The sequence below is a fragment of the Clostridium phoceensis genome (genome assembly GCF_001244495.1).
GTDB classification, from domain to species: Bacteria; Bacillota; Clostridia; order Oscillospirales; family Oscillospiraceae; genus Lawsonibacter; species Lawsonibacter asaccharolyticus.
The window spans coordinates 2,535,535-2,561,106 of record NZ_LN866274.1 but is presented as its reverse complement, the minus strand read 5'-3'; the positions used below and the strand labels follow the sequence as shown (position 1 = coordinate 2,561,106).

Sequence of the window (25,572 nt, the reverse complement as noted above, 5' to 3'; positions counted from 1 at the left end):
TTCTCAAATACCTCCAAATCGCCGGGCCCGGCTCTGATAGCTGGCGATGGCCCGCAGCAGCTCTGCTTTGCTGAAATCCGGCCACAGCACATCCGTAAAGTAGAACTCCGCATAGGCGGACTCCCACAGCAGGAAATTGGATAGGCGCAGCTCCCCGCTGGGGCGGATGATCAGGTCCGGGTCCGGCACCCCGCGGGAGAACAGGTAGCCGGAGAAGTTCTCCTGTGTCAGGTGGTTGGGGTCCGCCCTCCCCTCTACACAGTCCAGGGCATAGGCCCGGGCGGCCCGGAGGATCTCGTCCCGTCCGCCATAATTCAGGCAGATATTCACCTGACAGCCGTCGTACCTCTTGGAGATGCGTCGGGTCTGCTCACACAGGTCCCGGAGCTCCTGGGACAGCGGAGAGAGGTCCCCGAAAAACTCCATCTTCACCTTGTCCCGTTCCATCTGTCCGATGGCCTCCAGCAGATACTTCTTCAGCAGGCCCATGATGGCGCCCACCTCATCCTCCGGCCGCTTCCAGTTTTCCGTGGAAAAGGCATAGACCGTCAGATACTCCAGGCCGATCTCCTTGCAGTAGGTGGCGATGGTGCGGAAAGTCTCCGCCCCGGCGGCATGTCCCGCCGAACGGGGCAGCCCCCGCTTTTTGGCCCACCGGCCATTTCCATCCATGATAATGGCGATATGCCGGGGCAGGTCCTGAAAGTCAACCTGTACCTCCGGCTGAGGCTTCTTTGTAAACAGCGGCATATCTGATCTTCCTTACCCAAACAAAATGCTGAGAGCGCACGTGCAGAATGAAGAATGAACGTCTTGAGAACATTCCGCATCCTGCATTGTGCAGCCCGCATCGCTCAGACCGCCATCAGCTCCTGCTCCTTTTTCGCGGTCAGCTCATCCACCTCTTTGCACCGCTTGTCGGTCAGGTCCTGAAGCTCCTTTTCCAGCTGCTTCTGGTCATCTTCGGTGATCTCGCTCTTCTTGACCTGTTTTTTGATCTCATCCATGGCCTCGCGCCGGATGTTCCGAAGGGCCACCTTGCCCTCCTCACCGTACTTGTGCACCTGCTTGGTCAGATCCCGGCGGCGCTCCTCTGTCAGCTGGGGGAAGCCCAGGCGGATCACCCGGCCGTCGTTCTGGGGATTGATGCCCAGGTCAGAGGTCTGGATGGCCTTCTCGATCGCCTTGAGCAGGGTGCCGTCCCAGGGCTGGATCATCAGGGTGCGGGGGTCGGGGGAGGAGATGGCCGCCACCTGGTTGAGCGGGGTGGGCGTGCCGTAGTACTCCACGAAAATACGGTCCAGCACGCCGGCATTGGCCCGTCCGGCACGGACAGAGGCGAAGTTGGCCTTGACCACTTCGATGGTCTTCTGCATCTTGGCATCGTAAACTTTTGTCTCAGGGCTCATCGTCGAATCTTCCTTTCTGTTGTCAGCTGGCGCCTTGGTTCAGCCTTTTACAATGGTTCCGATCTTCTCTCCCATGACCGCCCGGATGATGTTCTGAGGGTCCTTCAGAGCGAAGAGCAGCACCGGGATCTTGTTGTCCATGGAGAGCGAGGTGGCGGTGGAGTCCATCACCTGGAGATGCTGAGCCAGCACGTCGTCGTAGGTGATGGTGTCGTATTTGACCGCCTTGGGGTCCACCTTGGGGTCGGCTGAATAAACTCCGTCGATGTTCTTGGCCAGGAGGATCACATCGGCGTCGATCTCCGCCGCCCGCAGGACCGCAGCTGTGTCCGTGGAGAAGAAGGGGTTCCCCGTGCCGCAGCCGAAGATGACCACCCGGCCCTTGTCCAGGTGCCGGATGGCTCTGGAGCGGATATAGGGCTCCGCCACCGCCCGCATCTCGATGGCAGTCTGGACCCGGACGTCCACTCCCTTCTGCTCCAGCACGTCCGCCAGGGCCAGGGCGTTGATGCTGGTGGCCAGCATCCCCATGTGGTCGGCCCGGACCCGTTCCATCCGGTCGCCGCCGTCCTTCAGCCCGCGCCAGAAGTTTCCGCCGCCTACCACGACGCCCACCTGCACGCCCAGCTGGGTGCACTCCTTGATGACCTCGCACACCTGTCCGATCACGTTGAAGTCCAGTCCCCGGGAGGCATCCCCCGCCAGGGCCTCGCCGCTGATCTTCAGCAGCACGCGTTTATACTTTGGCTGTTCCATTGGAAACACTCCTCGCATCAAGATCAATGATTCATCCCTATTCTAATATAATTCTCCTCTTTTGCATAGGGGGTACGGCAAAGTTTTTCATTTTCCCTGGAGGAGCACCGGGACACCCCCTCCCGCATAGTGTGAAGCGGGGGGAGCCGTCAGTGCGCTCCCCGCCTATCACAGCGGCGCGTGACCCGCGCCGGGAAAGGAACAGTACATTGGCACAGGCACTGTTATGGGCCGCCGGCGGAACAGGGTTCACCGCTCTGCTCACCGCCCTGGGGGCGGCCACCGTATTTTTCTTCCGGAGCCGCCCTGACCCCACGGTCCACCGGATCTTCCTGGGGTTCGCCGCCGGCGTGATGATCGCCGCCAGCATGTGGAGCCTCCTGATCCCCGCCATCGAGGAGGCGGAGGCCATGGGCATGGTGGGATGGGTCCCGGCCGCTGGGGGGTCCGTCCTGGGCATCGCCTTCCTGCTGGCCATGGACGCCCTGCTCCCCCAGCTCACCCCTGAATCCTTCCGCCATCTGGGCCGCCGGACCCCCCTTCTGGTCCTGGCCGTCACTCTCCACAACATCCCGGAGGGGATGGCGGTGGGCATCTCCTTTGCGCTGGCCTCCCAGGGGGACACCCCCGCCCAGCTCACCGCCGCCGTCGCTCTGGCCCTGGGTATCGGCATCCAGAACTTCCCCGAGGGGGCTGCCATCGCCCTGCCTCTGCGCCAGGAAGGGCTCAGCCGGGCCAAATCCTTTTGGATGGGGGCCCTGTCCGGCGTCGTGGAGCCCATTTTCGCCCTGCTCACCGTCCTGATGGTGGGCAGCCTCCAGCCGCTGATGCCCTGGCTGCTCTCCTTTGCAGCCGGCGCCATGCTGTATGTGGTCGTGGAGGAGCTGATCCCGGGCGCCCACCTGGAGGACCACTCCTCCCGGGGCGGAACTCTGGGGGTAATGGCCGGGTTCCTGCTCATGATGATCCTGGACGTAGCCCTGGGCTGAGTCTACAAATATGTAAAGCCGCCCTGAGGCGGCTGTTCACAGGTCCTTTTTGATCTGGCGCAGGGCGTTCTTCTCCAGGCGGGACACCTGGGCCTGGGAGATCCCCACCTCGGTGGACACCTCCATCTGGGTCTTTCCCTGAAAAAAACGGAGGGACAGGATGCGCTTCTCCCGGTCCGACAGCTTGGCAATGGCTTCCCGCAGTGCGATCTGCTCCAGCCAGTTCTCGTCCGTGTTTTTGCTGTCCCGCACCTGATCCATCACACAGATGGTATCCCCGCTGTCGGAGTACACCGGCTCGTAGAGGGAGACCGGGTCCACGATGGCGTCCAGGGCAAAGACCACGTCCTCCCGCTTGAGCTCCAGCATCCTGGCGATCTCGTCTACGGTTGGCTCCCGCTGGTGCTCGGCCATATAGGCCTCCTTGGCCTGGAGCACCTTGTACGCCGTGTCCCGCATGGCCCGGGACACCCGCATGGTGCTGTTATCCCGGAGGTACCGCCGGATCTCCCCCACGATCATGGGCACGCCATAGGTGGAGAAGCGCACGTCCAGATCCGTGTTGAAGTTGTCGATGGCCTTGATGAGGCCGATGCACCCCACCTGGAACAGGTCGTCCGCGTTCTCCCCCCGGTTGGCAAAGCGCTGGATCACCGAGAGGACCAGCCGCAGGTTGCCCGCGATCAGTTCCTCCCGGGCCTTCATGTCCCCCTGCTTGGCCCGGAGCAGGAGGGCCTGGGTCTCATCGTTTTTCAGGACCTTCAGCTTTGACGTGTTTACCCCGCAGATCTCCACCTTGTTTTGCATCTGTTGGAACCTCCTGCCATGATACTGTGCTTTCAGTATCTCCGGGACAGAGGGTTTCATACCGCGGGGAGCGGCTTAAAAATTTTAACGCTCGACAGGGTTCGATGGAATTTCAGGAACAGCCGGAAAGCGGGACAGCAGGCAGTACGCGCTCTGCCCCGGCCCCCATCTGGGGCCGGGGCAGAGCGCAGCCGTTCAGGCCGTCACAGTTCCTTGACCGCGCCGCTGCGGGACAGGGCCTCCGCCGCGGCCACCGAGACCGCCAGGCCGAAAACGCCCTGGATCAGGTTGCCCGGGATGGCGGCAGCCGCCCCCAAGCCGAATCCAAGGACCACTCCTTCATAGGCGAAGTAGCCCGCCACCATCACCGCCTCCCCCGCCAGGGCGCCGCCGATGCGGGCGGCCAGCCCCCGCTTTTCTCCGGCTGCCGCCCGGAATACTGCCCAGGCGCAGACCGCCATGCATGCTTTGATCACAAAGGTACCAGGTGCATACAGAGGGTATCCGCTGACCAGGTCGGCCAGCATAGAGCCAAGCCCAGCCGCCGCGCCGCCGTACATTGGACCCAGCACCCACCCGGCCAGCAGCACCACGCAGTCCCCCAGGTTGACATAGCCCCCCGTGGCAGGCACTGGGATCTTGACGATCATGGTCATCACACAGGTCAGCGCCGCAAACAGCGCCGCGTACACCAGCTTTCTCGTTTTTTCTCCAATCATCTCGCTCTACGCTCCTTTTGTCCTGTTCACAGGAAAAATGTCCTTGCATTTTTCCGCTGTCTGTATTTTAATCTTATCTGGTCTGATGAAAAGGTCCAGTTTCGTTCTTTTTTATCAGGCCAGATAGGAGGGTGACCATGCTCACATATGATCTGGACCGGCGGGGGACCATCCCCCGCTATGACTACCTCTGCCGCTGCATCCGGGATGACATCCTCTGCGGCCGCCTGACCGCCGGGAGCCGGCTCCCCTCCCGGCGGAGCCTTGCGGAGCACCTGAAGGTCAGTGCCGTCACGGTGGAGAGCGCCTATGCTCAGCTGGCTGCGGAGGGATACATCGTTTCCCGGGAAAAGAGCGGCTATTTCGTCTCCCAGCTGGAGCCCGCCCTGCGTCCCCCGTCCCCGCCCCCCATCCGGACCGATGCTCCGCCCCCGGGGCAGCCCTGGATGATGGATCTGCGGGGAGGCGGCGGGAGCACAGAGCTCTTTCCCTTCTCTGTCTGGGCCAAGCTGATGCGGCAGGTACTGTCCCAGCGTGGTCCAGATCTCCTGCGTCCCGTGCCCCACAGCGGGGTCCCTGAGCTGCGGGAGGCCATCGCCGGCACCCTGTACCGCCTGCGGGGCCTCTCCGTCTCCCCGGAGCAGATCGTGGTGGGCTCGGGGTCCGAATATCTGTATAACCTCATCGTACAGCTCCTGGGCCGGGAGCTGGTCTATGGCGTGGAGGACCCGGGATACCCAAAGCCCGCCAGGATCTACGCCCTCAACGGGGCCCGCTGCATCTCCCTCCCGGTGGACGGACAGGGGATCTCCCCCCAGACCCTCGCTGCCTCCCCGGCTCAGGTGGTCCACCTCTCCCCCTCCCATCAGTTTCCCACCGGAGCCGTCACCCCGGCGGGGCGGCGTCAGGCCCTGCTCCGCTGGGCCGCCCAGGGCGGGGACCGCTATCTCATCGAGGATGACTACGACAGCGAATTTCGCTTTACAGGGCTTCCCATCCCTGCCCTCCAGAGCATCGACCAGGCGGACCGGGTCATCTATTTGAACACCTTCTCCCGGGCTCTGGCCCCCTCCCTGCGCATCAGTTATCTGGTGCTGCCTCCCACCCTTCTGGACCGCTATCACCAGCGCCTGGGGTTCTACTCCTCCACCGTCCCCGCCCTGGAGCAGTACACCCTGGCCTCCTTCCTCTCAGAGGGGCGCTTCGAGCAGCACCTCAGCCGGGCCCGGAACCGCTACCGGGCCCTCCGTGACCAGGTGCTGGAGGCCCTGGAGGCCAGCGGCCTGGCCGGCCGGGCCCAGATCTCCGGTGCGGACGCGGGGCTCCACTTCCTGGTCCGGCTGGAGACGGAGCGCGGCGACCAGGAGCTGACCCAGCTGGCCCGTGCGCGGGGCATCCGCCTCTCCTTCCTGTCGGAGTTCTGCGCCTCCCCCGGCCCGGAGCACCAGCACTTTCTGGTCATCAGCTACCCGGGCATCCAGATGGAGCGCCTGCCCCAGACCCTGAGGGAGCTGGCTGCGCTGCTCCACTGAGTCCGGGGCGTAAAAACTCTTTAGGAGGGGGCAAGCAAAAAATCTCACTCCGCCCAATCTCGATAAATGATAAAAAGCGCAGGAGCTGGCGCTCCTGCGTCCCGTTACTTTTCCGCCCAGTGTGGGGCGGAAAAGTCCTCGCTTTGCTGGCCACAGCCCTTGTTGTACAAGGGCTGTGGCGGATGATATCCCATTCGAGGCGGGCTGCCGCCCCCTCGAGCTCCCCCTCCCGGCCTTGAAATATCCGTCCCTGAAAAAGGTCTTTTGACAGCCTGAGCGCAGGAGCTGGCGCTCCTGCGCTTTTTGCAGCGTCCCTTTTCCCGCCTCATCTGTTACAGCTTCTGCTATGCCGCCTTTCCTGTAAAAGAGAAGGCTGTTTAGTCCCGGTCCCCTGCGGGGGACCGGGACCAACATGGGGATCAGTCCTCCCCGTTGATGATCCGCTGGTAATTTTCCTGGTCGGTGTCCCCCTCGGTGCTCACCAGGAGCACCCGGGAGGACTCGTTCAGGCCCAGCGCCTGCCGCACCTCTGACGGGGCGTCTCCCCGCATCAGGGCATCCAGCACCCCGGCTGTCACTGCGCCGGACTCCCCGGACACCACCGCCGGGTCGCCCTCCTCCGGCCGGGCCAGCAGACGCATTCCCCGGGCGGCGTATCCGTCCCCGCAGGACAGGAAGGCATCCGCGTAGGCATCGATGATCTTCCAGCTGATGGTGCAGGGCTCTCCGCAGCACAGACCCGCCATCATGCTGTCCATGTCCCCGGTGACGAAGTGCAGCGCCCCGTCGTCGGCCTGGGCGGTGCGGAACAGGCAGTCGGCCCGGTCTGGCTCCACGATGGCGGTGACCGGCCGCTCCTCCCCCCATACGGAGGTAAAGAAGCCCAGCGCCGCACCGGCGAAGCTGCCCACCCCCGCCTGGAGAAACAGATGGGTGGGCCTCTCCGCCCCCTGCTCCTCCAGCTGCTGGAGGGTCTCGGCGGCCAAAGTGGTATAGCCCTGCATGATATGAGCGGGGATCTCCTCATAGCCCGGCCAGGCTGTGTCCTGGATCAAGATCCAGCCGTGCTCCTCCGCCATCCGGTTCGCCAGGCGGACCGCGTCATCATAGTTATACTCGGTGATCTCCGCCTGGGCGCCCTGGGCGCGGATGTTCTCCAGCCGCTCCGCCGCGCTCCCCTTGGGCATGTAGACCACCGCCTTCTGGCCCAGCAGCCGGGCCGCCCAGGCCACTCCGCGGCCGTGGTTTCCGTCGGTGGCAGTGACGAAGGTGATGTCCCCCAGCGCCCGGCGGGCGGCGGGGGCGCACAGCTCCTCAAAGCTCATCTCCTCCAAGGGCTTCCCCAGCTTTTCCGACAGACACCGGGCCATGGCATAGCTCCCGCCCAGCGCCTTGAAGGCGTTGAGGCCGAACCGCTTGGACTCATCCTTGATCCAGATCTTGGACACGCCCAGACTGTGGGCCAGGCCGTCCAGGGATACCAGCGGAGTAGGGGCATAGCCCGGCAGGCCGCTGTGGAAGCGGCGGGCCTTCTCCGCCTCCCCGGGACTGGTCAGGGTCAGGTCGGCCCCGGGACGCTGCCCCCGCGGGCGCAGGACAGATGCAAAGTGTTCCATGCGATTCACTCCTGTTCGATCTCATTCCCGGCGTATCCTCAGGGCGCCGGTCTCCCCAGCTTTTCGCTGTATTCCGCCCGGAACGCCTCAAAGCGCCCCTCGTCCAGGGCCTGCCGGATGCGGGCCATCAGCTCGTTATAGAAATGCAGGTTGTGCATGACAGCCAGCCGCATGGCCAGCATCTCCCCCGCCGCCAGCAGATGGCGGACATAGGCCCGGGAGAAGGCGGCACAGGTGGGGCAGGTACAGGCGGGGTCGATGGGGCGGTCATCCAGCTTATACTTCTCATTCTTGATGTTGATGGTGCCCTCCCAGGTGAAGAGCTTGCCGTGGCGGGCGTTCCGGGCGGGCATGACGCAGTCGAAGAAGTCGATGCCCCGGGCCACGCCCTCGATGATGTTGGAGGGGGTCCCCACCCCCATGAGGTAGCGGGGCTTCTCCCGGGGCATATGGGGCTCCACCGCGTCGATGATGTCGTACATGGTCTGCGTGGGCTCCCCCACCGCCAGCCCCCCGATGGCGAAGCCGTCACAGGGCAGCTGGGCGATCTGCTCCATGTGCCGCACCCGCAGCTCCGGGTAGGTCCCGCCCTGGTTGATGCCGAAGAGCATCTGCTGGGGATTGACACAGCCGGGCTGCCGGTTCAGCCGCTGGTGCTCCGCCACGCAGCGCTCCAGCCAGCGGTAGGTCCGGGCACAGGAGGCCTCCACGTAGTCGAAGGGGGCGGGGTTCTCGATGCACTCGTCAAAGGCCATGGCGATGTCGCTGCCCAGATTGGACTGGATCTGCATGGACTCCTCCGGTCCCATGAAGATCCGACGTCCGTCGATATGGGAGGCGAAGGTGACGCCCTCCTCCGTTATCTTACGCAGGCCGGACAGAGAAAAGACCTGAAATCCGCCGCTGTCGGTGAGGATGGGGCCATCCCAGTCCATAAACCGGTGCAGTCCGCCCAGCTGCCGCACCACCCCGTCTCCCGGCCGCAGGTGGAGGTGGTAGGTGTTGGACAGCTCGATCTGACAGCCCAGCGTCTTCAGGTCGTGGGAGGAGACCGCCCCCTTGATGGCCCCCTGGGTCCCGACATTCATAAAAACAGGGGTCTGGGCAGTTCCATGGGCGCAGGTGAACACGCCACGCCTGGCCCTGCCCTCCGTCTTCAGGATCTGAAACACAAAAAAACTCCTTTACCGTATCTTGTTCCCCGCCGGGGCGGGGCCTTTGATCCGCCGGAAAAAGCCCGCAGCTTTCTGTCAGCCCTTTTCCCTTTCCTGCTCTTTGAAGTCCGCGATCAGCATCGCGTCTCCGAAGGAGAAAAACCGGTATCGCTCCCGCACCGCCTCCCGGTAGGCGGCCAGCACGTGCTCCCGGCCTGCCAGGGCGGAGACCAGCATGATCAGCGTGGACTCCGGCAGGTGGAAATTGGTGATCAGCCCGTCCAGCACTTTGAAGCGGTAGCCGGGATAGATGAAGATGTTCGTCCAGCCGGCAGACTCCTCCATGGTCCCGTCCTCCGCTGCAAAGCTCTCCACCGTGCGGCAGGAGGTGGTGCCCACACAGATCACCCGCCCCCCGTTCTTCCGGGTCTCGTTGATGATCCGGGCGGTCTCCCCGGGGACCATGCAGTACTCGGAGTGCATCTCATGGTCGGTGATCTCCTCCTCCTTCACCGGGCGGAAGGTCCCCAGCCCCACATGGAGCGTCACATAGCACAGCCTGACCCCCATCTCCTCCACCTGGCGCAGCAGCTCCGGCGTGAAGTGCAGGCCGGCGGTGGGAGCGGCGGCGGACCCCAGCACTTTGGAGTAGACGGTCTGATACCGCTCGTTGTCCTGGAGCTCCGCCTTGATATAGGGGGGCAGAGGCATCCGGCCCAGCTCCTCCAGGATCTCCAGAAAGATCCCCTGGTAGTGGAAGCGGACCAGCCGGTTCCCGCCGGGCAGCTCCGCCTCCACCGCGGCGGTGAGCTTCCCCTCCCCGAAGGAGAGCTGAGCGCCAGGCTTCATCTTCCGCCCCGGCCGGACCAGACACTCCCACAGGCCCTCCCCCCTGTCGATGAGGAGCAGCACTTCGCAGGCGCCGCCGGTGGACCGGCGGCCGATCAGCCGGGCGGGCAGTACCCGGGAGTCGTTGAGCACCAGGCAGTCCCCTGGTCTCAAAAACCGGGGGAGCTCATAGAAATGGTGGTGGCCCGTTTCGCCCGTGTACTTGTCCAGCGTCAGCAGGCGGGAAGCATCCCTGCGCTCCAGTGGAGTCTGGGCGATCAGCTCCTCCGGCAGTTCAAAATCAAAATCAGATGTCTTCAATGTACTTCCTTGTCCTCTTTTCTCTTAGTCCAGGGCATCGACCTCGACCCCCGGGAAATAGAATTCCACGATCTCGTCGTAGTCGAATCCCCGCTCCGCCATGGCGTAGGCACCGTACTGACTCATGCCCAGCTGGTGGCCCCAGCCGGAGCCCTGGAATACATACTGGCTGCCGCTCACCGTGACCTCGGTGCCCGCCACAGCGCCTGTGTCTCCTCCGGAGCTCCCCGTCTGCTCTCCCATCCGGTCGATGGACCCCGCCCCGGAGATGACATACAGGTCATCCCGGTCCTCCCGACTCAGGGCTCCTGTTCCGCTGATGGTGTAGAGGCGGCTCCTGCCGCTCAGCCCTTCCCCGCTCAGGCTCCCGCCGGAGGGGGAACCGGGCTCCGCCTCCGCCCCGTTGATGGTGAAGCGGATGGAGGGCAGGCCGAACAGATTGCGCAGGTCAGTGCTCCGCTGGCGGATGGTGCTGCTCTCCCCGTTGGTATAATTGACCTTCACCTGGATCACGTTGCCCAGGTCCGAGTAGGTCAGGGTCAGCGACTCCACCGAGGCGTTCACGCCCCCCCATTTCTGGAGCAGGCTGGTCAGCTCCGAGGCCGTATAGCGCACGGTCCAGGAGGAGTAGGAATTCAGGCTGGCCACATCCTGCTCATAGGGGTCCTCCACCCCGCACAGGTAGGGATATTTCTCCCGGGAGGAGCCCCAGACGTTGTACACGTCCTCGCTGGCCCCGCCGTGGCTGGAGGAGTAGAACGCCTCGATCACCGTGCCGTCATAGAGGGCGTACTCCCCCGCTGTCTCCTCCACCGCCCGGTCAGTGCGGTCTGTGGACTGATAGCTGCTGACGTTGGAGCCGGCCCCCCGGTAGACCTGGCAGTCCGTGGAACTGCACACGTCGAAGTGGTGGGCGCTGTGCTTGTTCTGAGAGATGTTGTTGTAGGCATAGCTCCTGGCGCAGATGGCCTGGGCCTTCAGCGCCTCCAGGGGCCAGTCGTTGCTCATCTCAAAGGGGATCACCCCCTTGATGTAGGTCTCCATGTCCACCACGCTGACCACCGTCAGGTCTCCGCCGCCGATGCGCTCATAGCGGAAGCCGCCGTGGTACTTGTACCCCTGGAACCAGGTCCGGACCTCATCCTCGCCGGTCACGTCCGGCATGATGCCCAGGGCCAGGTCCTCTCCCCCGTCAAACTGGAACAGGACCCGGTCGGTCCCCGTCTGAATCACTGTGACGGCATAGGCGCTGGTCCCCACGACCTCCCCTTCGCCCAGCTCATCGGCGGCGTCCAGGGCGTCCTCCTTGGAGAGGTAGGCTCCCACCCGGACCTGATATTCCCCGTCGATCCAGGCCACGAAGCCGCCGTCGTACTCCTCTGCCTCCTCCGCCGCGTCGTCAAAGCGCCGGAAGGAGTCGATGAGCAGGTGGAAGCAGCCCACCACAGTGCCCCCGTTGTCCGAGTTGGAGTAGATATATTTTCCGCTGCTCCTGTCATAGTAGAACCAGGTGTTCTGGGCTTTCAGCACGGTGATCTGGGTCTCTTTCTCGTCGGTCTCCCCCAGCTCCTCGAACCGCAGGTCCTCGTCAAAGTAGCCGAAGCGGTAGCCGGAGCCGTAGCCCGTGTTGTTCTCCAGGTTGGCCCCCACCAGGGCGCCGCTGCCGTAGGCCAGGCCCACCCGGACCATCTCCTCCCCCCGCCGGGCCGCCCCGGCCGTGGGGACGCACAGGACAAATGCAAGAGACAGCGCTAAAAATTTCAACAGTTTTTTTCTCATACTGGGCTCCATTTCTCACAAAAGCGTCAACACGCAATTTGTTGACACTGATTTCTCATCATGCTATCATAGATACTAATTAAAAATAGGAGGGAAACAGGCCGGCCCCGTCAGATCCCTGTACTTCTTGTCGTCTATTATACTGACTCCGGCCCTGATTGGCAACCTCTGTTTTTTCCCTTTTCCGCAAAGTCCAAATCTGCGGCACGAGCCGCCATGAAAGGAACCTGAACATGAAAAAGTACAAAGTAGGCATCATCGGCGGCACCGGCATGGTGGGGCAGCGCTTCGTCACCCTGATGGAGGACCACCCCTGGTTCCAGCTCACCGCCATCGCCGCCAGCCCCCGTTCCGCCGGCAAGACCTATGAGCAGGCCGTCTCCGGCCGCTGGGCCATGAAGACTCCCATCCCCCAGCAGGCCAAGGACCTGGTGGTGCTGGACGCCTCCGCCGACGTGGAAAAGATCGCCGGCATGGTAGACTTCGTCTTCTGTGCCGTGGATATGAAGAAGGAGGAGATCCGCGCCCTGGAGGAGGCCTACGCCAAGGCCGAGGTGCCGGTGGTCTCCAACAACTCCGCCCACCGCTGGACCGACGACGTGCCCATGGTGGTGCCCGAGATGAACCCGGAGCATCTGGCGGTCATCCCCGCACAGCGCGCCCGCCTGGGCACCCGGCGCGGCTTCATCGCCGTCAAATCCAACTGCTCCATCCAGTCCTATGCCCCTGCCCTGCATCCCCTGATGCAGTTCGGCATCGAGAAGGTCCTGGTTTGCACCTATCAGGCCATCTCCGGTGCGGGCAAGACCTTTGAGCGCTGGCCCGAGATGGTGGATAATCTGATCCCCTACATCGGCGGCGAGGAGGAGAAGAGCGAGCAGGAGCCCCTGAAGGTCTGGGGCAAGGTGGAGGACGGCAAGATCGTCAAGGCCGCCGGACCCGCCATCACTGCCCAGTGCCTGCGGGTCCCCGTCTCCGACGGCCACACCGCCGCCGTGTTCGTCACCTTCCGCAATAAGCCCTCTATGGAGGAGATCAGGGAGACCTGGAAGAACTTCAAGGGCCGGGCCCAGGAGCTGGAGCTCCCCTCCGCCCCCAAGCAGTTTCTCCACTATTTTGAGGAGCCCGACCGTCCCCAGGCCAGACTGGACCGGGATCTGGAGGGCGGCATGGCCATCTCCCTGGGCCGTCTGCGCCCCGATACCCAGTACGACTACAAGTTCGTGGGCCTGTCCCACAACACCCTGCGCGGCGCCGCCGGCGGCGCGGTCCTGCTGGCCGAGCTGCTGTGCGCGGAAGGGTATATTTAACGGATAACTGAGAAAAACATGACGCAGGAAGGGCCCCGCCTCTGCGGTCCCTTTCGCTGTCTCTCCATCCGAAGCGCTTTTACGGCCGTCAATTCCTCTGAGTGAAGGGGCGCAGAGACGTCCCCTGCATGGGCCGCCTCCGTGTTCCACGCTTCACTCTTCCACTCTCAATCAGAAGGGATGCTGTTTTATGAGAACACCCGTATTTACCGGCTCCTGCCCCGCCCTGGCTACACCCTTTGACCAGAACGGCAATATCAATTACGACGCCTTCGGCAAGCTGATCGACGCCCAGATCGCCGCCGGCGTGGATGCGGTCTGCGTGTGCGGTACTACCGGCGAGTCAGCCACCATGTCCATCCGGGAGCACATCGCCGCGGTGGAATTCTGCGTCAAGCGGGTGGACCACCGGGTCAAAGTCATCGCCGGCACGGGCAGCAACGACACCTCCGCCGCCGTCTACCTGTCCCAGCACGCCCAGGACTCCGGCGCCGACGCCTGCCTGCTGGTGACCCCCTACTACAACAAGGCCAGCCAGACCGGCCTCATCAAGCACTATGAGTACATCGCGGAGCGCATCGAGCTGCCCATGATCCTCTACAATGTGCCCAGCCGCACCGGGGTCTCCTTTACCGCCGAGTCCTACAAGGTGCTGGCTCAGAATCCCAAGATCAACGGCGTGAAGGAGGCCTCCGGCAACTTCTCCCTGCTGGCCCACACCCGGTTCCTCTGCCCCGATGACTTCTACATCTGGTCCGGCAACGACGACCAGGTGGTCCCTATGATGTCCCTGGGTGCCAAGGGGGTCATCTCGGTGGCCAGCAACATCATCCCCGAGGTCATGGTCAAGATGTCCCACCTGTGCCTGGAGGGACAGTTTGAGGATGCCTCCAAGCTTCAGATCGCCTATATGGACCTGATCGACGCCCTGTTCATCGAGGTCAACCCCATCCCCATCAAGGCAGCCATGAACCTGATGGGCATGGAGGCCGGTTCCCTGCGTCTGCCCCTGTGCGACATCTCCCACAAGAATCTGGAGACGCTGCGCCAGGCCATGGGCCGCATGGGCCTGCTGTAAGGAGCCGCCATGCAAAAGATCATCATCTCCGGATGCAGCGGCCACATGGGCCGGGTGGTGGAGTCCCTGTGCGCCGCCGACCCCCAGGTCCAGGTGGCGGCCGGCTTCGATATCCTGGGCTCCTCCGACCGGGACTTTCCCGTCTTCTCCTCCCCTGCCCAGTTCAGCGGGGAGGCGGACGCGGTCATCGACTTCTCCTCCCCCGCCGCCCTGGAGGGGCTGCTGGACTTCGCCCGGGCCACCGGGACCCCTCTGGTGCTGGCCACCACCGGCTACACCCCTGAGCAGGTGGCCCAAATCGGCGCCGCTGCCCTGGAGGTGCCCATTTTCCGCTCCGCCAACATGTCCCTGGGGATCAATGTACTGCTGGAGCTGGTGAAAAAGGCGGCCTCTGTGCTGGGGGACAGCTATGACATCGAGATCGTGGAGCGCCATCACCGCCGGAAGGTGGACGCTCCCAGCGGCACTGCCCTGATGATCGCCGACGCGGCGGCGGGGGCCTGCGGCCACGAGACGGAGTACGTCTTCGAGCGCCACAGCGTCCGCCATCCCCGTGACAAGAAGGAGATCGGCATCTCCGCGGTCCGGGGCGGCACCATCGTGGGGGAGCACGAGATCATCTTTGCCGGCCACGACGAGGTCATGGAGATCCGCCACACTGCCCTCTCCCGGGAGATCTTCGCCCAGGGCGCCGTGGAGGCGGCCAAGTTTATGGCCGGTGTGAAGGCACCCGGCCTGTACGATATGAGCAGCCTCATCCGGTAAGTCAGAAAAAACAGCCTTCCACTCCGGTGGAAGGTTGTTTTTTTCGCTTTTTTCTGTTATGCTGGTCTTGTACCTCGGGCCTTTGGAGGAAGGAGGCAGGATATGGCTGTCGCTGCGGCAGTACTGGCCGCCCTGTGCATCAGTTTGATCATCTTCCGTCTGCACAACCTTCAGGACTCCTCCAGAGGGGAGCCTGTCCGGGCCGAAGAGGCCCGGGTCCACGCCAAGGAGAACTGCCACTCCCGCGCTGGCTCCTCCTACTACCTCTATTTCCATGTCCCCTGCCGGGACACTGTGGTGACCTGCCAGGTCCCGCCGGACATCTGGTACTATCTCTCCAAGGGGGACCGGGGCACCCTGTGCCATCAGGGCGGGCGGTTCATCTCCTTCACCCGGGACGGGGAGCTGATCGCCGTGGACCCGGTGGCGGAGCGGCATCAGCTGTGGCGGATACACGGCTCGTAACACTAAGATCCTGTTGCTATTTCCCTGTATTTTGGGTATAATAGGGCTGAGCTCTTCCGGCACATCCCGGCCGGAAAATCACGGGCTCCCCATTGCAAAGGAGGCAGCATCCTATGAAGTTCTACATCTGTGAGCACTGCGGGAATATCGTCACCTTTCTCCAGTCCAGCGGCGTGCCCGTCATGTGCTGCGGGCAGAAGATGACCGAACTCGTCCCCGATTCCACCGACGCGGCTCAGGAGAAGCATGTCCCTGTGGTCACCGTAGAGGGCAGCATGGTGGATGTCAAGGTGGGCTCCGCCCCCCATCCCATGATCCCCGAGCACTATATCCAGTGGGTGGCCCTGGAGACCACCGAGGGCTGTCAAATCAAATACCTGGAGCCAGGTCAGGCCCCGGAGGTCAAATTTGCCCTCGCCCCCGGCGACCGGGTCAAGGCCGCTTACGCCTATTGCAATCTTCACGGGCTCTGGAGAGCCTGAGCGACACCATGACCAGAAGCCCCCTCTGCCGGCTCTTCCGGCGGAGGGGGCTCTTTCTCCGTTATGGCTTCCCTTCCGTCACCTGCTGGTAGCGGTAAAGGAACTGGATGGTCTCCTCCCGGGTGGTGAAGTCCCGATAGCGCATCCCAGCGCTGTCCCCGGAGACCAGTCCGGCCTCCTCCGCCCAGCGGCGGGCGTTCTCAGACCAGTCAGAGGGCTTCTCTCGGCCTCTGCGGGCCAGATAATCCGCCATCATGGCATCAAACTGTTCCTGTGTCACCGTCTCCTCTCCTCCTCTCATCGCATCCCTCACGGCCCGCCTGAAGTCATCCATGGTCTTCCCGTGCAGCGGCCACCACTGGCCCACATCGCTGTGGTTGCTGGCGATCCCCAGGGCGTGGCCGCCGGCGTGGTCCAGGATCACGCCCGGCTCCATGGGGTCCAGGCGGTACTGGCGGCACAGCATGGCGGACAGCTCCACGGCGTTGCGGTAGATGTCCTGAAAATATGCCTCGTTCTTCTCCACATCATAGCCCACCATCTTTCCGTTCTGATAGGTGTGCCCGGCTGGCTCACAGCACTCAAAGGAGATGTGGGTATTGTTGGCGCTGCCGTTTTTTCCCGAGCCTGCGTGCCAGCCCCGCCAGTTCCAGGGCAGGGTCTGGATGACCTCATCCCGGGCCACGAAGGCGTGGACGCACACCTCCACCCCGGGCTTGTTCCAGCGGCGGATGAACACCTGCGGGTCCGGCTGCGCCACGCCGGTGGAGTGGACCATGATCCCCTTGGGTACGATCTTCCGCCCGGCCTGGTAACAGTCATTCTCTGTCAGGAACTCCTGACTCAGCTTCAGTTCCATGGCTCCCTCCTCTGTCCATACAAAGGCTGTTCCATCCTATGCCGCCTCCTTTTCTATTGACACCCTCTCCCAACTCCTCTAAAATAGAAAGGTCAAAAGAGAAAGAAAAAGGGGGTCCCTTCCTATGGGAGAACTCAATCCGGCGCAGAAGCGGGGCAATGCCGCCGCCCTGCTCCCTATCCTGGTGTTCCTGGTCCTCTATTTGGGCTGCGGCCTGCTGTTCGAGTATGGGCTCAAGATCGAGATGGGCTTCTATCAGACCCCGGCCATCGTGGCCTTCCTCATCGCCCTGTTCGTAGCCTGCGTCCAGAACCGGGCCCTGGACTTCAACGCCAAGCTGAAGGTAATGGCCAACGGGGTGGCGGATGAGAACATCCTCACCATGTGCCTGGTCTTTCTGGCCGCAGGCGCCTTTTCCGGCGCGGTCCAGGCCGCCGGCGGCGCCGACAGCACGGTCTATCTGTTCCTGGACTACCTGCCCAGCCAGTTCGCGGTGGCGGGCCTGTTCTTGATCTCCTGCTTCGTGTCCATCTCCATGGGCACCTCGGTGGGCACCATCTCCGCCCTGGCCCCCTTCGCCGTCTCCATGAGCGAAGCCACCGGCTTCGAGGTGGTCCTGTGCATCGCGGCGGTGGCCTCGGGCGCCATGTTCGGTGACAACCTCTCCATGATCTCCGACACCACCATCGCCGCGGTCCGCACCCAGGGCTGTGAAATGAAGGACAAGTTCCGCATGAACTTCTTCATCGTCCTGCCTGCGGCCATCCTCACCCTGGTGATCTTCATCGCCCTCACCTGGGGCGGCAGCGGCCAGCCGGAGATCGGCACATACAGCGTCTGGAAGGTCCTGCCCTATCTGGTGGTCCTGGTGGGGGCCGTGGCCGGCGTCAACGTGTTCCTGATCCTGACCATCGGCGCTGTGCTGAGCCTGATCGTGGGCGTGGCCTCCGGCGCCTTTCCCTGGACCCAGATCTTCTCTGTGATGGGGACGGGCATCACCGCCATGTATGACATCACTGTCATCTCCATCGTCGTGGCCTGTATCGGCGCCCTGGTGCGGGAATATGGCGGCATCCAGTGGCTCATCGACTTCGTCCACCGCCGCGCCAACTCCAAGCGGGGTGCCCAGCTGGGCATCGCCGGACTGGTGGCCGCGGTGGATGTAGCCACCGCCAATAACACAGTTGCCATCGTGATGACCGGCTCCATCGCTAAGGACATCAGCCAGGAGTACCACATCGACCCCCGGCGATCCGCCTCCCTCCTGGATATCTTTGCCTCGGTGATGCAGGGCATCCTGCCCTATGGTGCGCAGCTGCTCTACGCCTCCGCAGGGACGGGGGTCTCTGCCGTCAAGATTATGCCCTACATGTTCTACTGCTATCTTATGGCGGTGTGTGCCCTGGTCTTCATCCTCTTCTGGCCAGACCGGAAGCGGAAGTGATCCCTAAAAAAGAAAGGCCGGCGGCTCTGGGTCTCCTCCCAGAGCCGCCGGTTTTTTACTTGCTGCATGGCCGGTCCTTCTGTCCGGACTCCCACCGCTCCCCGGTGTAGAGATATTTCTTGATGGCAAAGATCCCGGCCACCGCCCCCACGCTCATCAGCGTCTGCATGGGTTCCTCATGGCTGATGATCATCTGCCGGGCGATGGCGAACAGCAGCACATCGATTACCGCCCCGTAGGTATGCAGCATCAGCATCTTTACAAACTCAATCCCCATGACGATGAGGAACGCATTTGCCATAAATGCGTCAATGGAGAAGGACTCCCACTGGCAGCAGAACTTCTCCACCGAGCCGCAGATCAGCAGTGCAATGCTGGCCAGGATCGCCCCCAGGATGGTGATCGCCATCACGATCTCCATCGCCATGGTAAACTTCAGCAGTCTTGTCCTTACTTTTGTTCTCATACGGCCCTCCCGCAGCACGATTTTATGTAAGACCAGTATATGGGATAGCCATCTGGTCCGTCAATCATTTCCCCATCTTTTTTACAGTAAAAAGGACGGGCGGAGAGGTGGGAGATGACTCCCCCTCTCCGCCCGCTTCCGGATCTATTTTCCGTGGATCACCGCTGCGTACAGTGTGTTCTTCATCAGCATGGCCCGGGTCAGCGGCCCAACGCCCCCCGGAACCGGGGTGATGTACGACGCCCGTCCGGCCGCCTCCTCAAATACCACGTCGCCGCACAGGGTCCCGTCCGCCCGGCGGTTCACTGCCACATCCACCACCACGGCCCCCTCCTTCACCATGTCTCCAGTGATGAGGCCGGCCTGTCCGGCGGCGGAGATCAGGATGTCCGCCCGGCTGCACTCCTTTTTCAGGTACTCCGTCTTGGTGTGGCAGATGGTGACCGTGGCGTTCTCCCGCAGCATCAGCATAGCCAGCGGCTTGCCCACGATATTGGAGCGCCCCACGATCACGCAGCTTTTCCCCGACAGCTCCACGCCGTATTCCGCGAGCAGACGCATCACGCTGGCCGGGGTGCAGGGATAAAAGCCCTTCTCCCCGATCATCAGCTCCCCCACGTTGAAGGGGTGGAAGCAGTCCACATCCTTGTCGGGCCTGACCACAGACAGGACCGCCCGCTCATTCAAATGGGCCGGCAGGGGCAGCTGAATCAGGATGCCGTCGATGTCGCTGCGTCCGTTCAGCGTTTCAATGAGCAGCATCAGCTCCTCCTGTCCTGTCTCCGCCGGCAGGATGTATTCCTCACTGTATATCCCGCACTGGGCACAGTCCCGCTTCTTTCCATCCGCGTAGACCTGGCTGGCGGGGTCGTCCCCTACCAGGATCACGGCCAGGCCGGGGCGGCGCTCCATCCGCGCCGCCGCCGCCCGGACCTCCTCCTTCACCTTTTTTGCCAGTGCCTTTCCGTCCATGATGACCGCCGACACAAATCAGTCCTCCTTTTTCTCCGGTCCGCCCGGGCCCTCTCCAGCGTCCGCCCTGTGGGCGGCCAGCCGGTTCACATAAAGCTCAGACGGATCGTGCCGACGGAACTTCAGCTCATAGATCAATACAACAGCCGCCACGGCGGCAGAGACGATGGCCAGCACCTGGGAGGTGCGGATGGGGGCGCCGAACAGCTCCAGTCCGAAGAAATACAGGCTGTCCGTCCGCAGGCCCTCGATCCAGAACCGGCCCAGGCCGTACCACAGCACATAGCTCCAGAACACCTGGCCATCAAATTTCTTCCAGTGCTTTCCGATCCAGTAGATCAGAAAGATGCCCACAAAATTCCACAGGGATTCGTAGAAAAACGTAGGGTGCACCCCCAGGGTGCCGTCCAGGATGGCCTGATAGCCGTCCGCGTCCACCAGTCCCTGGGACAGCAGGGAGCTGGCGATGCTCTCCGAACACATCCGCCAGGGAAGTCCGGTGACGCCGCCGTAGGCCTCCACATTCATAAAGTTTCCCCACCGGCCGATGCACTGGCCGATCAGAAGGCCGTGGACCCCCAGGTCTGCAAAGGAGAAGAAGCTGATCTTCCGGATACGGCAGAACACGATCAAGGTCAGGGCGGCGGCAATGATGCCGCCGTAGATGGCCAGGCCGCCGTCTGTAATGCGGAAGATGGCCCCCCAGTTCAGGGAACCGTCCGCCTCCCGGTACAGGTCCAGATAGAAGAGTACGTAATAGACCCGCAGCCCCACCACGGAGAGGGGCACCGCGAAGATCAGCAGGTCCATGATCTGGTCGCTGTTCACGCCGAATCTGGGCGCCCACCGGCAGCACAGCAGGACGGCCAGCAGAAATCCGCAGCCGATGATGACCCCGTACCAGTACACCGGGTGGCCAAACAACGAGAAGGCCACCCGGTCAAGGTGGAACTCCAGCCCCAGTCCGGGAAATGTCACGATGTTGGTCATTCCACCGCTTCCTCTCTGGGCCGGACCACGGACAGGGCGGTGCGCTCCGGCGTGACCCAGCGGGCGATCATGGCCTGGGCGTCCTCCCTGGTCAGGCTGTCGTACACCTCCGGGAAGCGCAGGAAATCGCAGCCCTGGAAAAACGACTGGGCCTGACTGATGCAGATGTGCTCAAAGGAGTTCAGCGCCCGCACCCGGTTTCCGTAGGAGGATTTTTTCAGCCGCTCCCACAGCTCTGGGTCGATCCCCTCCCGTGCGATCCGCTCCGCCTCGGCGGCCACCGCCGCCCGCACTCCCTCCGGGTCCTTGCTCTCCCCCCCGGCACACAGGAAAGCGCAGCCGGGGTAGCTCTCATACCCGTAGGAGAAATTCCGGTTGACCAGCCCCTCCCGGTAGAGTCTGGCATACAGCGGGCCGGAGTTGCCCAGAAGTGCCTCACAGGCCAGCTCGCCCAGCAGCTGCTGGCGCAGGGCCCCCTCTCCCTCCGGGGCCGCCTCCCCCTTGAATCCCAGCTGGAACAGGGGGACCGAGACCTCCATCTCCCGCTGGATCATGGGCTGGCACACCTCCGCGGGCTCCTGGGCGCCGTAGTCCCCCCGGGCAACCGGCGCGCCGGGCCGCTCCGGCAGGATCTCCCGGGCCGCCTGGCAGATCTTCTCCGGGTCCACGTCCCCTGCCACGCACAGCACCATATTGGAGGGGTCGTAGAATGCCTTGTGGCAGGCGTAGAGGGTCTCAGCGGTGATGTGGGAGATGGACTCCGCCGAGCCCGCCACCGACACCCGCACCGGGTGCTTCTCGTAGAGGGCCTGCATCAGATCCATAAAGACCACCCAGTCCGGGTCGTCCTCGATCATGCCGATCTCCTGACCGATGATCCCCTGCTCCTTGTCCACGCTCTCCTTGGTGAAATAGGGAATGGAGACGAAGGAGAGCAGGATGCGCAGGTTCTCCTCGAATTTCTCTGTGCTCTCGAAATAGTAGCCTGTGATGGCGTTGCTGGTGAAGGCATTGGGGGAGGCGCCGTTGGCCGCCAGCTCCTGGAGGGCGTTGCCCTCCTTGGTGTCGAACATCTTGTGCTCCAGATAGTGGGCCACCCCCGCCGGAGTGTCCATATCCTGGCCATCCAGCTTGAACTTCATATCCATGCCTCCGTAATTGGTGGCAAAAAAGGCGTAGCTCTTCTGAAAGCCGGGCTTGGGCACCACAAAGATATGCAGTCCGTTGTCCAGCACCTGGTGGTACATCTGCTCCCCCACCCGGGGAAATTCCAGTTTCTCCATGGTTCAGCCCTCCGTTCCCTTCAGGAAGTAAATGGTGTCCAGTTCCAGCTTCTGAGCCGCCTGGGCCACCTGCTCCCGGGTGACCTGCTCCAGCTGGGCCACCAGCTCCTTGATGCCGGTCTCCAGACCGGCGGCCGTCTGGCCCAGCCAGAAGTCCTCCTGCCGGTCCTGGACATCCAGGGTGGCCAGATGGGCGCCGATCATGGTGCGGCGGGTCCCCTCCAGCTCCCAGTCCTCCATGTTCCCCTGTCGGATCTCCTCCAGCTGATGGAGGATCTCGTCCCTGGCCTGCTGGAACTTGTCAAATTCGATCCCGGAGGAGACCAGGATCAGCCCCTTCATCTTCTCCAGGGTGGAGCTGGCGTAGTAGCACAGAGACAGCTTCTCCCGCACGTTCATAAAGAGCTTGGACAGGGTAGTGCCGCCGAATACGGCGTTGCACATGGCCATGGCGGGGTATTCCTCCTCCCAGCAGGTGACGCCGCCGGTGCGGAAGCCCATGGCCAGCTTGCCCTGGGTCACGTCCATGGACTCCTCCACCATGCTGGGCTCCGGTCCGGCGTGGAGCCGGACCTCGCAGTCCGGGCAGATCCGCCCCTCATTCACGGGGAGGGCGGACAGCGCCTCCTTCAGGGCGCGGGCCACCCGCTCCTCCTCCGCGGAACCGCAGTAGTACAGCTCGATCTGGGCGGTGGAGAGCAGCTGCTGATACCGCTCCCACAGAGAGCCCGGCGTGACGGCCGCGGCATGCTCCACATCCCCCAGCTTGTCCACCCCGAAGGCCTCCTCCCCGCACATCAGCTGTCCCAGGCGCAGGGTGGCGTAGGAGCGCTTGTCGTTGATCTGGCCCCGGATGCGGTCCACCAGATTGGCCCGTTCCCCGGACACATATTCCTCCGCAAAAATGCCGTCCTGAAGGCGGGGGCGGAGCAGCAGCTCCCCCAGCAGCCCCGCCGCGGGCTCCAGGATGGGCTCGCCCCCGGGCGCAAAGGCATCATCCAGAAAGCTGGCCACAAAGCCCAGGCACTGGGTCTCCCCCTTTTTCCGCACGATGGGCTCGATGGCGCCTCCGTACAGCTCATCCAGGGCGGCGGAGAGGGACTCCATATCCGGGTGCTCCCGGGTCCCCCGGCGCAGCACCGGGAAGAGCAGGGCATTGGCCGCCGCCCGCTCCCGCTCCAGGGGGACCAGCATGGTCAGGCTGAGATAGCTGCTTTTGAATTTGTCGGTGTGGACTGTCCGCAGCCACACCCCGGGAAAGAGCTCCCGGCGCGTTACTTGAGTCATAGATCAGATTCCTTTCTCTGCACGAAAGGGGGCGTCCCCCTTTTCCTGTGGCCTTTCAGAAGGGAATTTCCTTCCTGGAAGCAGAACAGAGTTATCATACCACATCTTTCGCGGAAAAGCAAAGCTTTCCATTCCCGGGTACCGCTGTCACTTCCAGCCGGTGGTCCCCTGTCAGTTCCCGGAGGGGGACGCCGTCCCGGATCTCCCGGCCGTCCAGCCGGACGGAGAGCTCTCTCCCCCGGCTCACCTGGATGCTCAGCCGCCCCCGGTCCAGTTCCCACTCCCCGGTCCAGCCCGGCCAGTCCTCCGGCAGGTGGGGCTCCACAAACAAGCGGCCTTCCCGGACCTTCAGGCCCAGCAGCTCCTCCACCGCGGTGCGGTAGTACCACCCCGCCGCCCCGGTGTACCAGCTCCAGCCGCCCCGGCCCAGGTGCCCCGGGGCCGCATAGACATCGGCGGCCAGCACATAGGGCTCCGCCTGATAGATCTGCGTCCGGCGGCGCTCCGGCAGGAGGGCCCGCAGCAGCTCCAGCCCATCCTCCGTCCGGCCCAGGCGGAGGCAGGCCAGAGCCAGCCACACAGCCCCATGGGTGTACTGTCCCCCGTTCTCCCGCACGCCGGGCAGATAGCCCTTGATATAGCCCGGGTCCGGGCCCCTGTCCTGGAAGGGCGGATCGAACAGCTTCACTACCCCGGCCTGGGGCAGATAGAGCCGCTCCAGCGCGGCAGACACTGCCTGGCAGGCCCGCTCCCGGTCCGAGTCCTCCACCAGCGCGGCGAAGGACTGGGCAATGGAGTCGATCTCGCAGCTCTCCGCCCCCCGGGTCCCCAGGGGGGCCCCGCTGTCAAAATAGCCCCGGCGGTACCAGTTCCCGTCCCAAGCCGCCTCCGCGGCCTTCCGGTATCCCTCCGCCCGGCCCAGCAGCTCCTCCGCCAGCTGCGGCTCCTCCATATGCCGGCACACCGGCGCGAACTTCCGAAGCACCAGGGCGAGGAACCAGGTCAGCCACACAGACTCCCCCCGGCCTCCCGCCCCCACGCGGTTCATGCCGTCGTTCCAGTCTCCGCCTCCTATCAGGGCCAGGCCGTGGCTGCCCGCACCGCGCTCCATGGCGCACCGGATGGCCGCCAGGGCATGGCGGTAGACCGTGTCCTCTCGCTCCGAACACCGGGGCGTCTCATACCGCTCCCGCTCCCCCTCCCGCAGGGGCGGGGATTCCAGATAGCAGGTCTTCTCCCCGCACACGGACCAGTCCCCAGTCACCTCCAGATATTCCGCCAGCACATAAGGCAGCCACAGCAGGTCGTCGGTGATCCGGGTCCGGACCCCCGCCCCATGGGGCGGATGCCACCAGTGCTGCACGTCTCCCTCCGGAAATTGGCGGGAGGAGGCCAGCACCAGCTGTTCCCGGGCCCGCTCCGGCACAGTGAGCAGCAGGGCCCGCACGTCTTGGAGCTGGTCCCGGAAGCCGTAGGCTCCGCCATTCTGATACTGAGACGTGCGGGCCATCAGCCGGCAGGCCAGCACCTGATAGAGCGCCCAGCCGTTGAGATACCGGTCCAGCGCCGGCTCCGGGGTGGAGAAGCGCAGGGCGGACACCTTTTTCCGCCAGTCCAGCACGACCTGCTCCCCCTCTGCCTCCGCCCGTTCCGGCGGGAGGGCGTCCCAGCGGTGGACCAGCCCGCCCCGTTCCCCCGGCGCGCTCACCAGGACGGCCGGCAGTCCCTCTGCCACCGGGCAGGCGGACGCCTCTCCATCTCTCCTTTGGATGGACAGCGTCCCAGCTCCTCCGGAGAGCGCGAAACGGAGCACCCGCTCCGGCCGGTCCGGGGGCACATGTCCCTCCGTCACCAGCAGGGTCTCCCCAAACCGCTTCTCCCAGCGGGCAAAGCCGGGGCCGTAGGTCACTGTACAGGGCAGGCCATCCCCGTCCGCGAAGACGGAGGCGCAGATGCCCCCTGTCTCCAGCAGCAGCCGCTCCTCCCCGCCCACGGCCAGCGGGTCGTTTTTCCAGCGGGTGAGGCGGCCCTCGTGGGCATTCTCCCTCCAGAGCAGGCCGTTGCCTGTCTCGTCGGTCAGCCATCCGAAGCTCTCTCCGCACAGGATCTGACTCCAGCCCACAGGGGGCAGGCGCTCCCCGGCGCGGATGACCACGCTGCCCGCCTGGTCAAAGTGCCAGGGGGCGGGCTCCGGGCGGACCGACACCGCCGGCGGAGGCGTCCAGTGCTCCGGCTCTTCCTCCATCAGTTCCAGGGGCAGG

24 protein-coding genes are annotated in these 25,572 nt (G+C 63.8%); 8 read left to right on the top strand and 16 right to left on the bottom strand.

Annotation, left to right across the window (positions count from 1 at the left end):
* Positions 1 to 3: 3 nt before the first annotated feature.
* From BN1969_RS13235 to pyrH, 3 genes are all read right to left on the bottom strand, one after another.
* A complete protein-coding gene (locus tag BN1969_RS13235) occupies positions 4 to 750 on the bottom strand; it encodes an undecaprenyl pyrophosphate synthase (RefSeq protein ID WP_050624731.1) in 747 nt (248 codons plus the stop codon).
* 104 nt (positions 751 to 854) lie between these two features.
* The gene (gene frr, locus BN1969_RS13230; protein WP_050624730.1) at positions 855 to 1,409 is read right to left on the bottom strand and encodes a ribosome recycling factor; all 555 of its coding nucleotides are present in this window, start codon (positions 1,407 to 1,409) and stop codon (positions 855 to 857) included.
* Positions 1,410 to 1,448: 39 nt separating this feature from the next.
* Positions 1,449 to 2,165: a UMP kinase gene (gene pyrH / locus BN1969_RS13225; RefSeq protein WP_050624729.1), complete on the bottom strand. Its 717-nt coding sequence runs from the start codon at positions 2,163 to 2,165 to the stop codon at positions 1,449 to 1,451.
* A 209-nt stretch (positions 2,166 to 2,374) separates the two neighbouring features.
* Here pyrH and BN1969_RS13220 point away from each other — a divergent pair, with 209 nt between their 5' ends.
* Positions 2,375 to 3,154 (top strand): ZIP family metal transporter, encoded by a 780-nt coding sequence (locus tag BN1969_RS13220; RefSeq protein WP_050624728.1) that lies wholly within the window; start codon positions 2,375 to 2,377, stop codon positions 3,152 to 3,154.
* Between the two features lie 36 nt (positions 3,155 to 3,190).
* Here the strand turns inward: BN1969_RS13220 and sigG are convergent, their stop codons facing one another.
* Both sigG and BN1969_RS13210 read right to left on the bottom strand, forming a co-directional pair.
* Positions 3,191 to 3,961 carry an RNA polymerase sporulation sigma factor SigG gene (gene sigG / locus BN1969_RS13215; protein ID WP_050624727.1) on the bottom strand — a complete coding sequence of 257 codons (771 nt, stop codon included), beginning with the start codon at positions 3,959 to 3,961 and terminating at the stop codon, positions 3,191 to 3,193.
* Positions 3,962 to 4,164: 203 nt separating this feature from the next.
* The gene (locus BN1969_RS13210) at positions 4,165 to 4,680 is read right to left on the bottom strand and encodes an ECF transporter S component (RefSeq protein ID WP_050624726.1); all 516 of its coding nucleotides are present in this window, start codon (positions 4,678 to 4,680) and stop codon (positions 4,165 to 4,167) included.
* A gap of 137 nt (positions 4,681 to 4,817) precedes the next feature.
* On the opposite strand from BN1969_RS13210, the gene pdxR reads away from it, so the two are divergent.
* Positions 4,818 to 6,212 (top strand): MocR-like pyridoxine biosynthesis transcription factor PdxR, encoded by a 1,395-nt coding sequence (pdxR, locus tag BN1969_RS13205; protein WP_050624725.1) that lies wholly within the window; start codon positions 4,818 to 4,820, stop codon positions 6,210 to 6,212.
* Between the two features lie 419 nt (positions 6,213 to 6,631).
* On the opposite strand, the gene dpaL is transcribed toward pdxR, so the two are convergent.
* From dpaL to BN1969_RS13185, 4 genes are all read right to left on the bottom strand, one after another.
* Positions 6,632 to 7,828, bottom strand: a complete 1,197-nt coding sequence (gene dpaL / locus BN1969_RS13200) for a diaminopropionate ammonia-lyase (RefSeq protein WP_050624724.1) — start codon at positions 7,826 to 7,828, stop codon at positions 6,632 to 6,634.
* A gap of 38 nt (positions 7,829 to 7,866) precedes the next feature.
* Positions 7,867 to 9,000 (bottom strand): tRNA guanosine(34) transglycosylase Tgt, encoded by a 1,134-nt coding sequence (gene tgt / locus BN1969_RS13195; protein ID WP_050624723.1) that lies wholly within the window; start codon positions 8,998 to 9,000, stop codon positions 7,867 to 7,869.
* 78 nt (positions 9,001 to 9,078) lie between these two features.
* Entirely contained in the window at positions 9,079 to 10,131 is a 1,053-nt protein-coding gene (gene queA, locus BN1969_RS13190; protein WP_050624722.1) for a tRNA preQ1(34) S-adenosylmethionine ribosyltransferase-isomerase QueA, read from the bottom strand.
* A 24-nt stretch (positions 10,132 to 10,155) separates the two neighbouring features.
* Entirely contained in the window at positions 10,156 to 11,910 is a 1,755-nt protein-coding gene (locus BN1969_RS13185; protein WP_050624721.1) for a SpoIID/LytB domain-containing protein, read from the bottom strand.
* A 233-nt stretch (positions 11,911 to 12,143) separates the two neighbouring features.
* Here BN1969_RS13185 and asd point away from each other — a divergent pair, with 233 nt between their 5' ends.
* The 5 genes from asd (at position 12,144) to BN1969_RS13160 (ending at position 16,010) form a co-directional block, all read left to right on the top strand.
* Positions 12,144 to 13,220, top strand: a complete 1,077-nt coding sequence (asd, locus tag BN1969_RS13180; RefSeq protein WP_050624720.1) for an aspartate-semialdehyde dehydrogenase — start codon at positions 12,144 to 12,146, stop codon at positions 13,218 to 13,220.
* Positions 13,221 to 13,410: 190 nt separating this feature from the next.
* Positions 13,411 to 14,298 carry a 4-hydroxy-tetrahydrodipicolinate synthase gene (gene dapA, locus BN1969_RS13175; protein WP_050624719.1) on the top strand — a complete coding sequence of 296 codons (888 nt, stop codon included), beginning with the start codon at positions 13,411 to 13,413 and terminating at the stop codon, positions 14,296 to 14,298.
* 9 nt (positions 14,299 to 14,307) lie between these two features.
* Positions 14,308 to 15,063: a 4-hydroxy-tetrahydrodipicolinate reductase gene (gene dapB, locus BN1969_RS13170; protein WP_050624718.1), complete on the top strand. Its 756-nt coding sequence runs from the start codon at positions 14,308 to 14,310 to the stop codon at positions 15,061 to 15,063.
* A gap of 102 nt (positions 15,064 to 15,165) precedes the next feature.
* The gene (locus BN1969_RS13165) at positions 15,166 to 15,528 is read left to right on the top strand and encodes a DUF2500 domain-containing protein (RefSeq protein ID WP_050624717.1); all 363 of its coding nucleotides are present in this window, start codon (positions 15,166 to 15,168) and stop codon (positions 15,526 to 15,528) included.
* Between the two features lie 113 nt (positions 15,529 to 15,641).
* On the top strand, positions 15,642 to 16,010 hold the full coding sequence (locus BN1969_RS13160) for a desulfoferrodoxin family protein (protein WP_050624716.1): 369 nt from the start codon (positions 15,642 to 15,644) through the stop codon (positions 16,008 to 16,010).
* A 61-nt stretch (positions 16,011 to 16,071) separates the two neighbouring features.
* Here BN1969_RS13160 and BN1969_RS13155 read toward each other — a convergent pair whose 3' ends face one another.
* Complete coding sequence (locus BN1969_RS13155) at positions 16,072 to 16,869, bottom strand: peptidoglycan recognition protein family protein (protein WP_050624715.1); 798 nt, start codon at positions 16,867 to 16,869, stop codon at positions 16,072 to 16,074.
* 124 nt (positions 16,870 to 16,993) lie between these two features.
* Here BN1969_RS13155 and BN1969_RS13150 point away from each other — a divergent pair, with 124 nt between their 5' ends.
* Positions 16,994 to 18,313, top strand: a complete 1,320-nt coding sequence (locus tag BN1969_RS13150) for a Na+/H+ antiporter NhaC family protein (protein ID WP_050624714.1) — start codon at positions 16,994 to 16,996, stop codon at positions 18,311 to 18,313.
* Between the two features lie 55 nt (positions 18,314 to 18,368).
* Here the strand turns inward: BN1969_RS13150 and BN1969_RS13145 are convergent, their stop codons facing one another.
* From BN1969_RS13145 to BN1969_RS13120, 6 genes are all read right to left on the bottom strand, one after another.
* Entirely contained in the window at positions 18,369 to 18,779 is a 411-nt protein-coding gene (locus tag BN1969_RS13145; protein ID WP_077138763.1) for a hypothetical protein, read from the bottom strand.
* A 144-nt stretch (positions 18,780 to 18,923) separates the two neighbouring features.
* The gene (folD, locus tag BN1969_RS13140; protein ID WP_242850343.1) at positions 18,924 to 19,766 is read right to left on the bottom strand and encodes a bifunctional methylenetetrahydrofolate dehydrogenase/methenyltetrahydrofolate cyclohydrolase FolD; all 843 of its coding nucleotides are present in this window, start codon (positions 19,764 to 19,766) and stop codon (positions 18,924 to 18,926) included.
* 3 nt (positions 19,767 to 19,769) lie between these two features.
* Positions 19,770 to 20,741 carry a prolipoprotein diacylglyceryl transferase gene (gene lgt / locus BN1969_RS13135; RefSeq protein WP_050624712.1) on the bottom strand — a complete coding sequence of 324 codons (972 nt, stop codon included), beginning with the start codon at positions 20,739 to 20,741 and terminating at the stop codon, positions 19,770 to 19,772.
* Complete coding sequence (gene yfmH / locus BN1969_RS13130; protein ID WP_050624711.1) at positions 20,738 to 22,024, bottom strand: EF-P 5-aminopentanol modification-associated protein YfmH; 1,287 nt, start codon at positions 22,022 to 22,024, stop codon at positions 20,738 to 20,740. Before yfmH ends, lgt begins: the two co-directional genes overlap by 4 nt.
* A gap of 3 nt (positions 22,025 to 22,027) precedes the next feature.
* Positions 22,028 to 23,311 carry an EF-P 5-aminopentanol modification-associated protein YfmF gene (gene yfmF, locus BN1969_RS13125; RefSeq protein WP_050624710.1) on the bottom strand — a complete coding sequence of 428 codons (1,284 nt, stop codon included), beginning with the start codon at positions 23,309 to 23,311 and terminating at the stop codon, positions 22,028 to 22,030.
* A gap of 94 nt (positions 23,312 to 23,405) precedes the next feature.
* Positions 23,406 to 25,572, bottom strand: a 2,167-nt coding sequence (locus BN1969_RS13120; protein WP_419185506.1) for a GH36-type glycosyl hydrolase domain-containing protein, incomplete at its 5' end; no start/stop codon positions are given.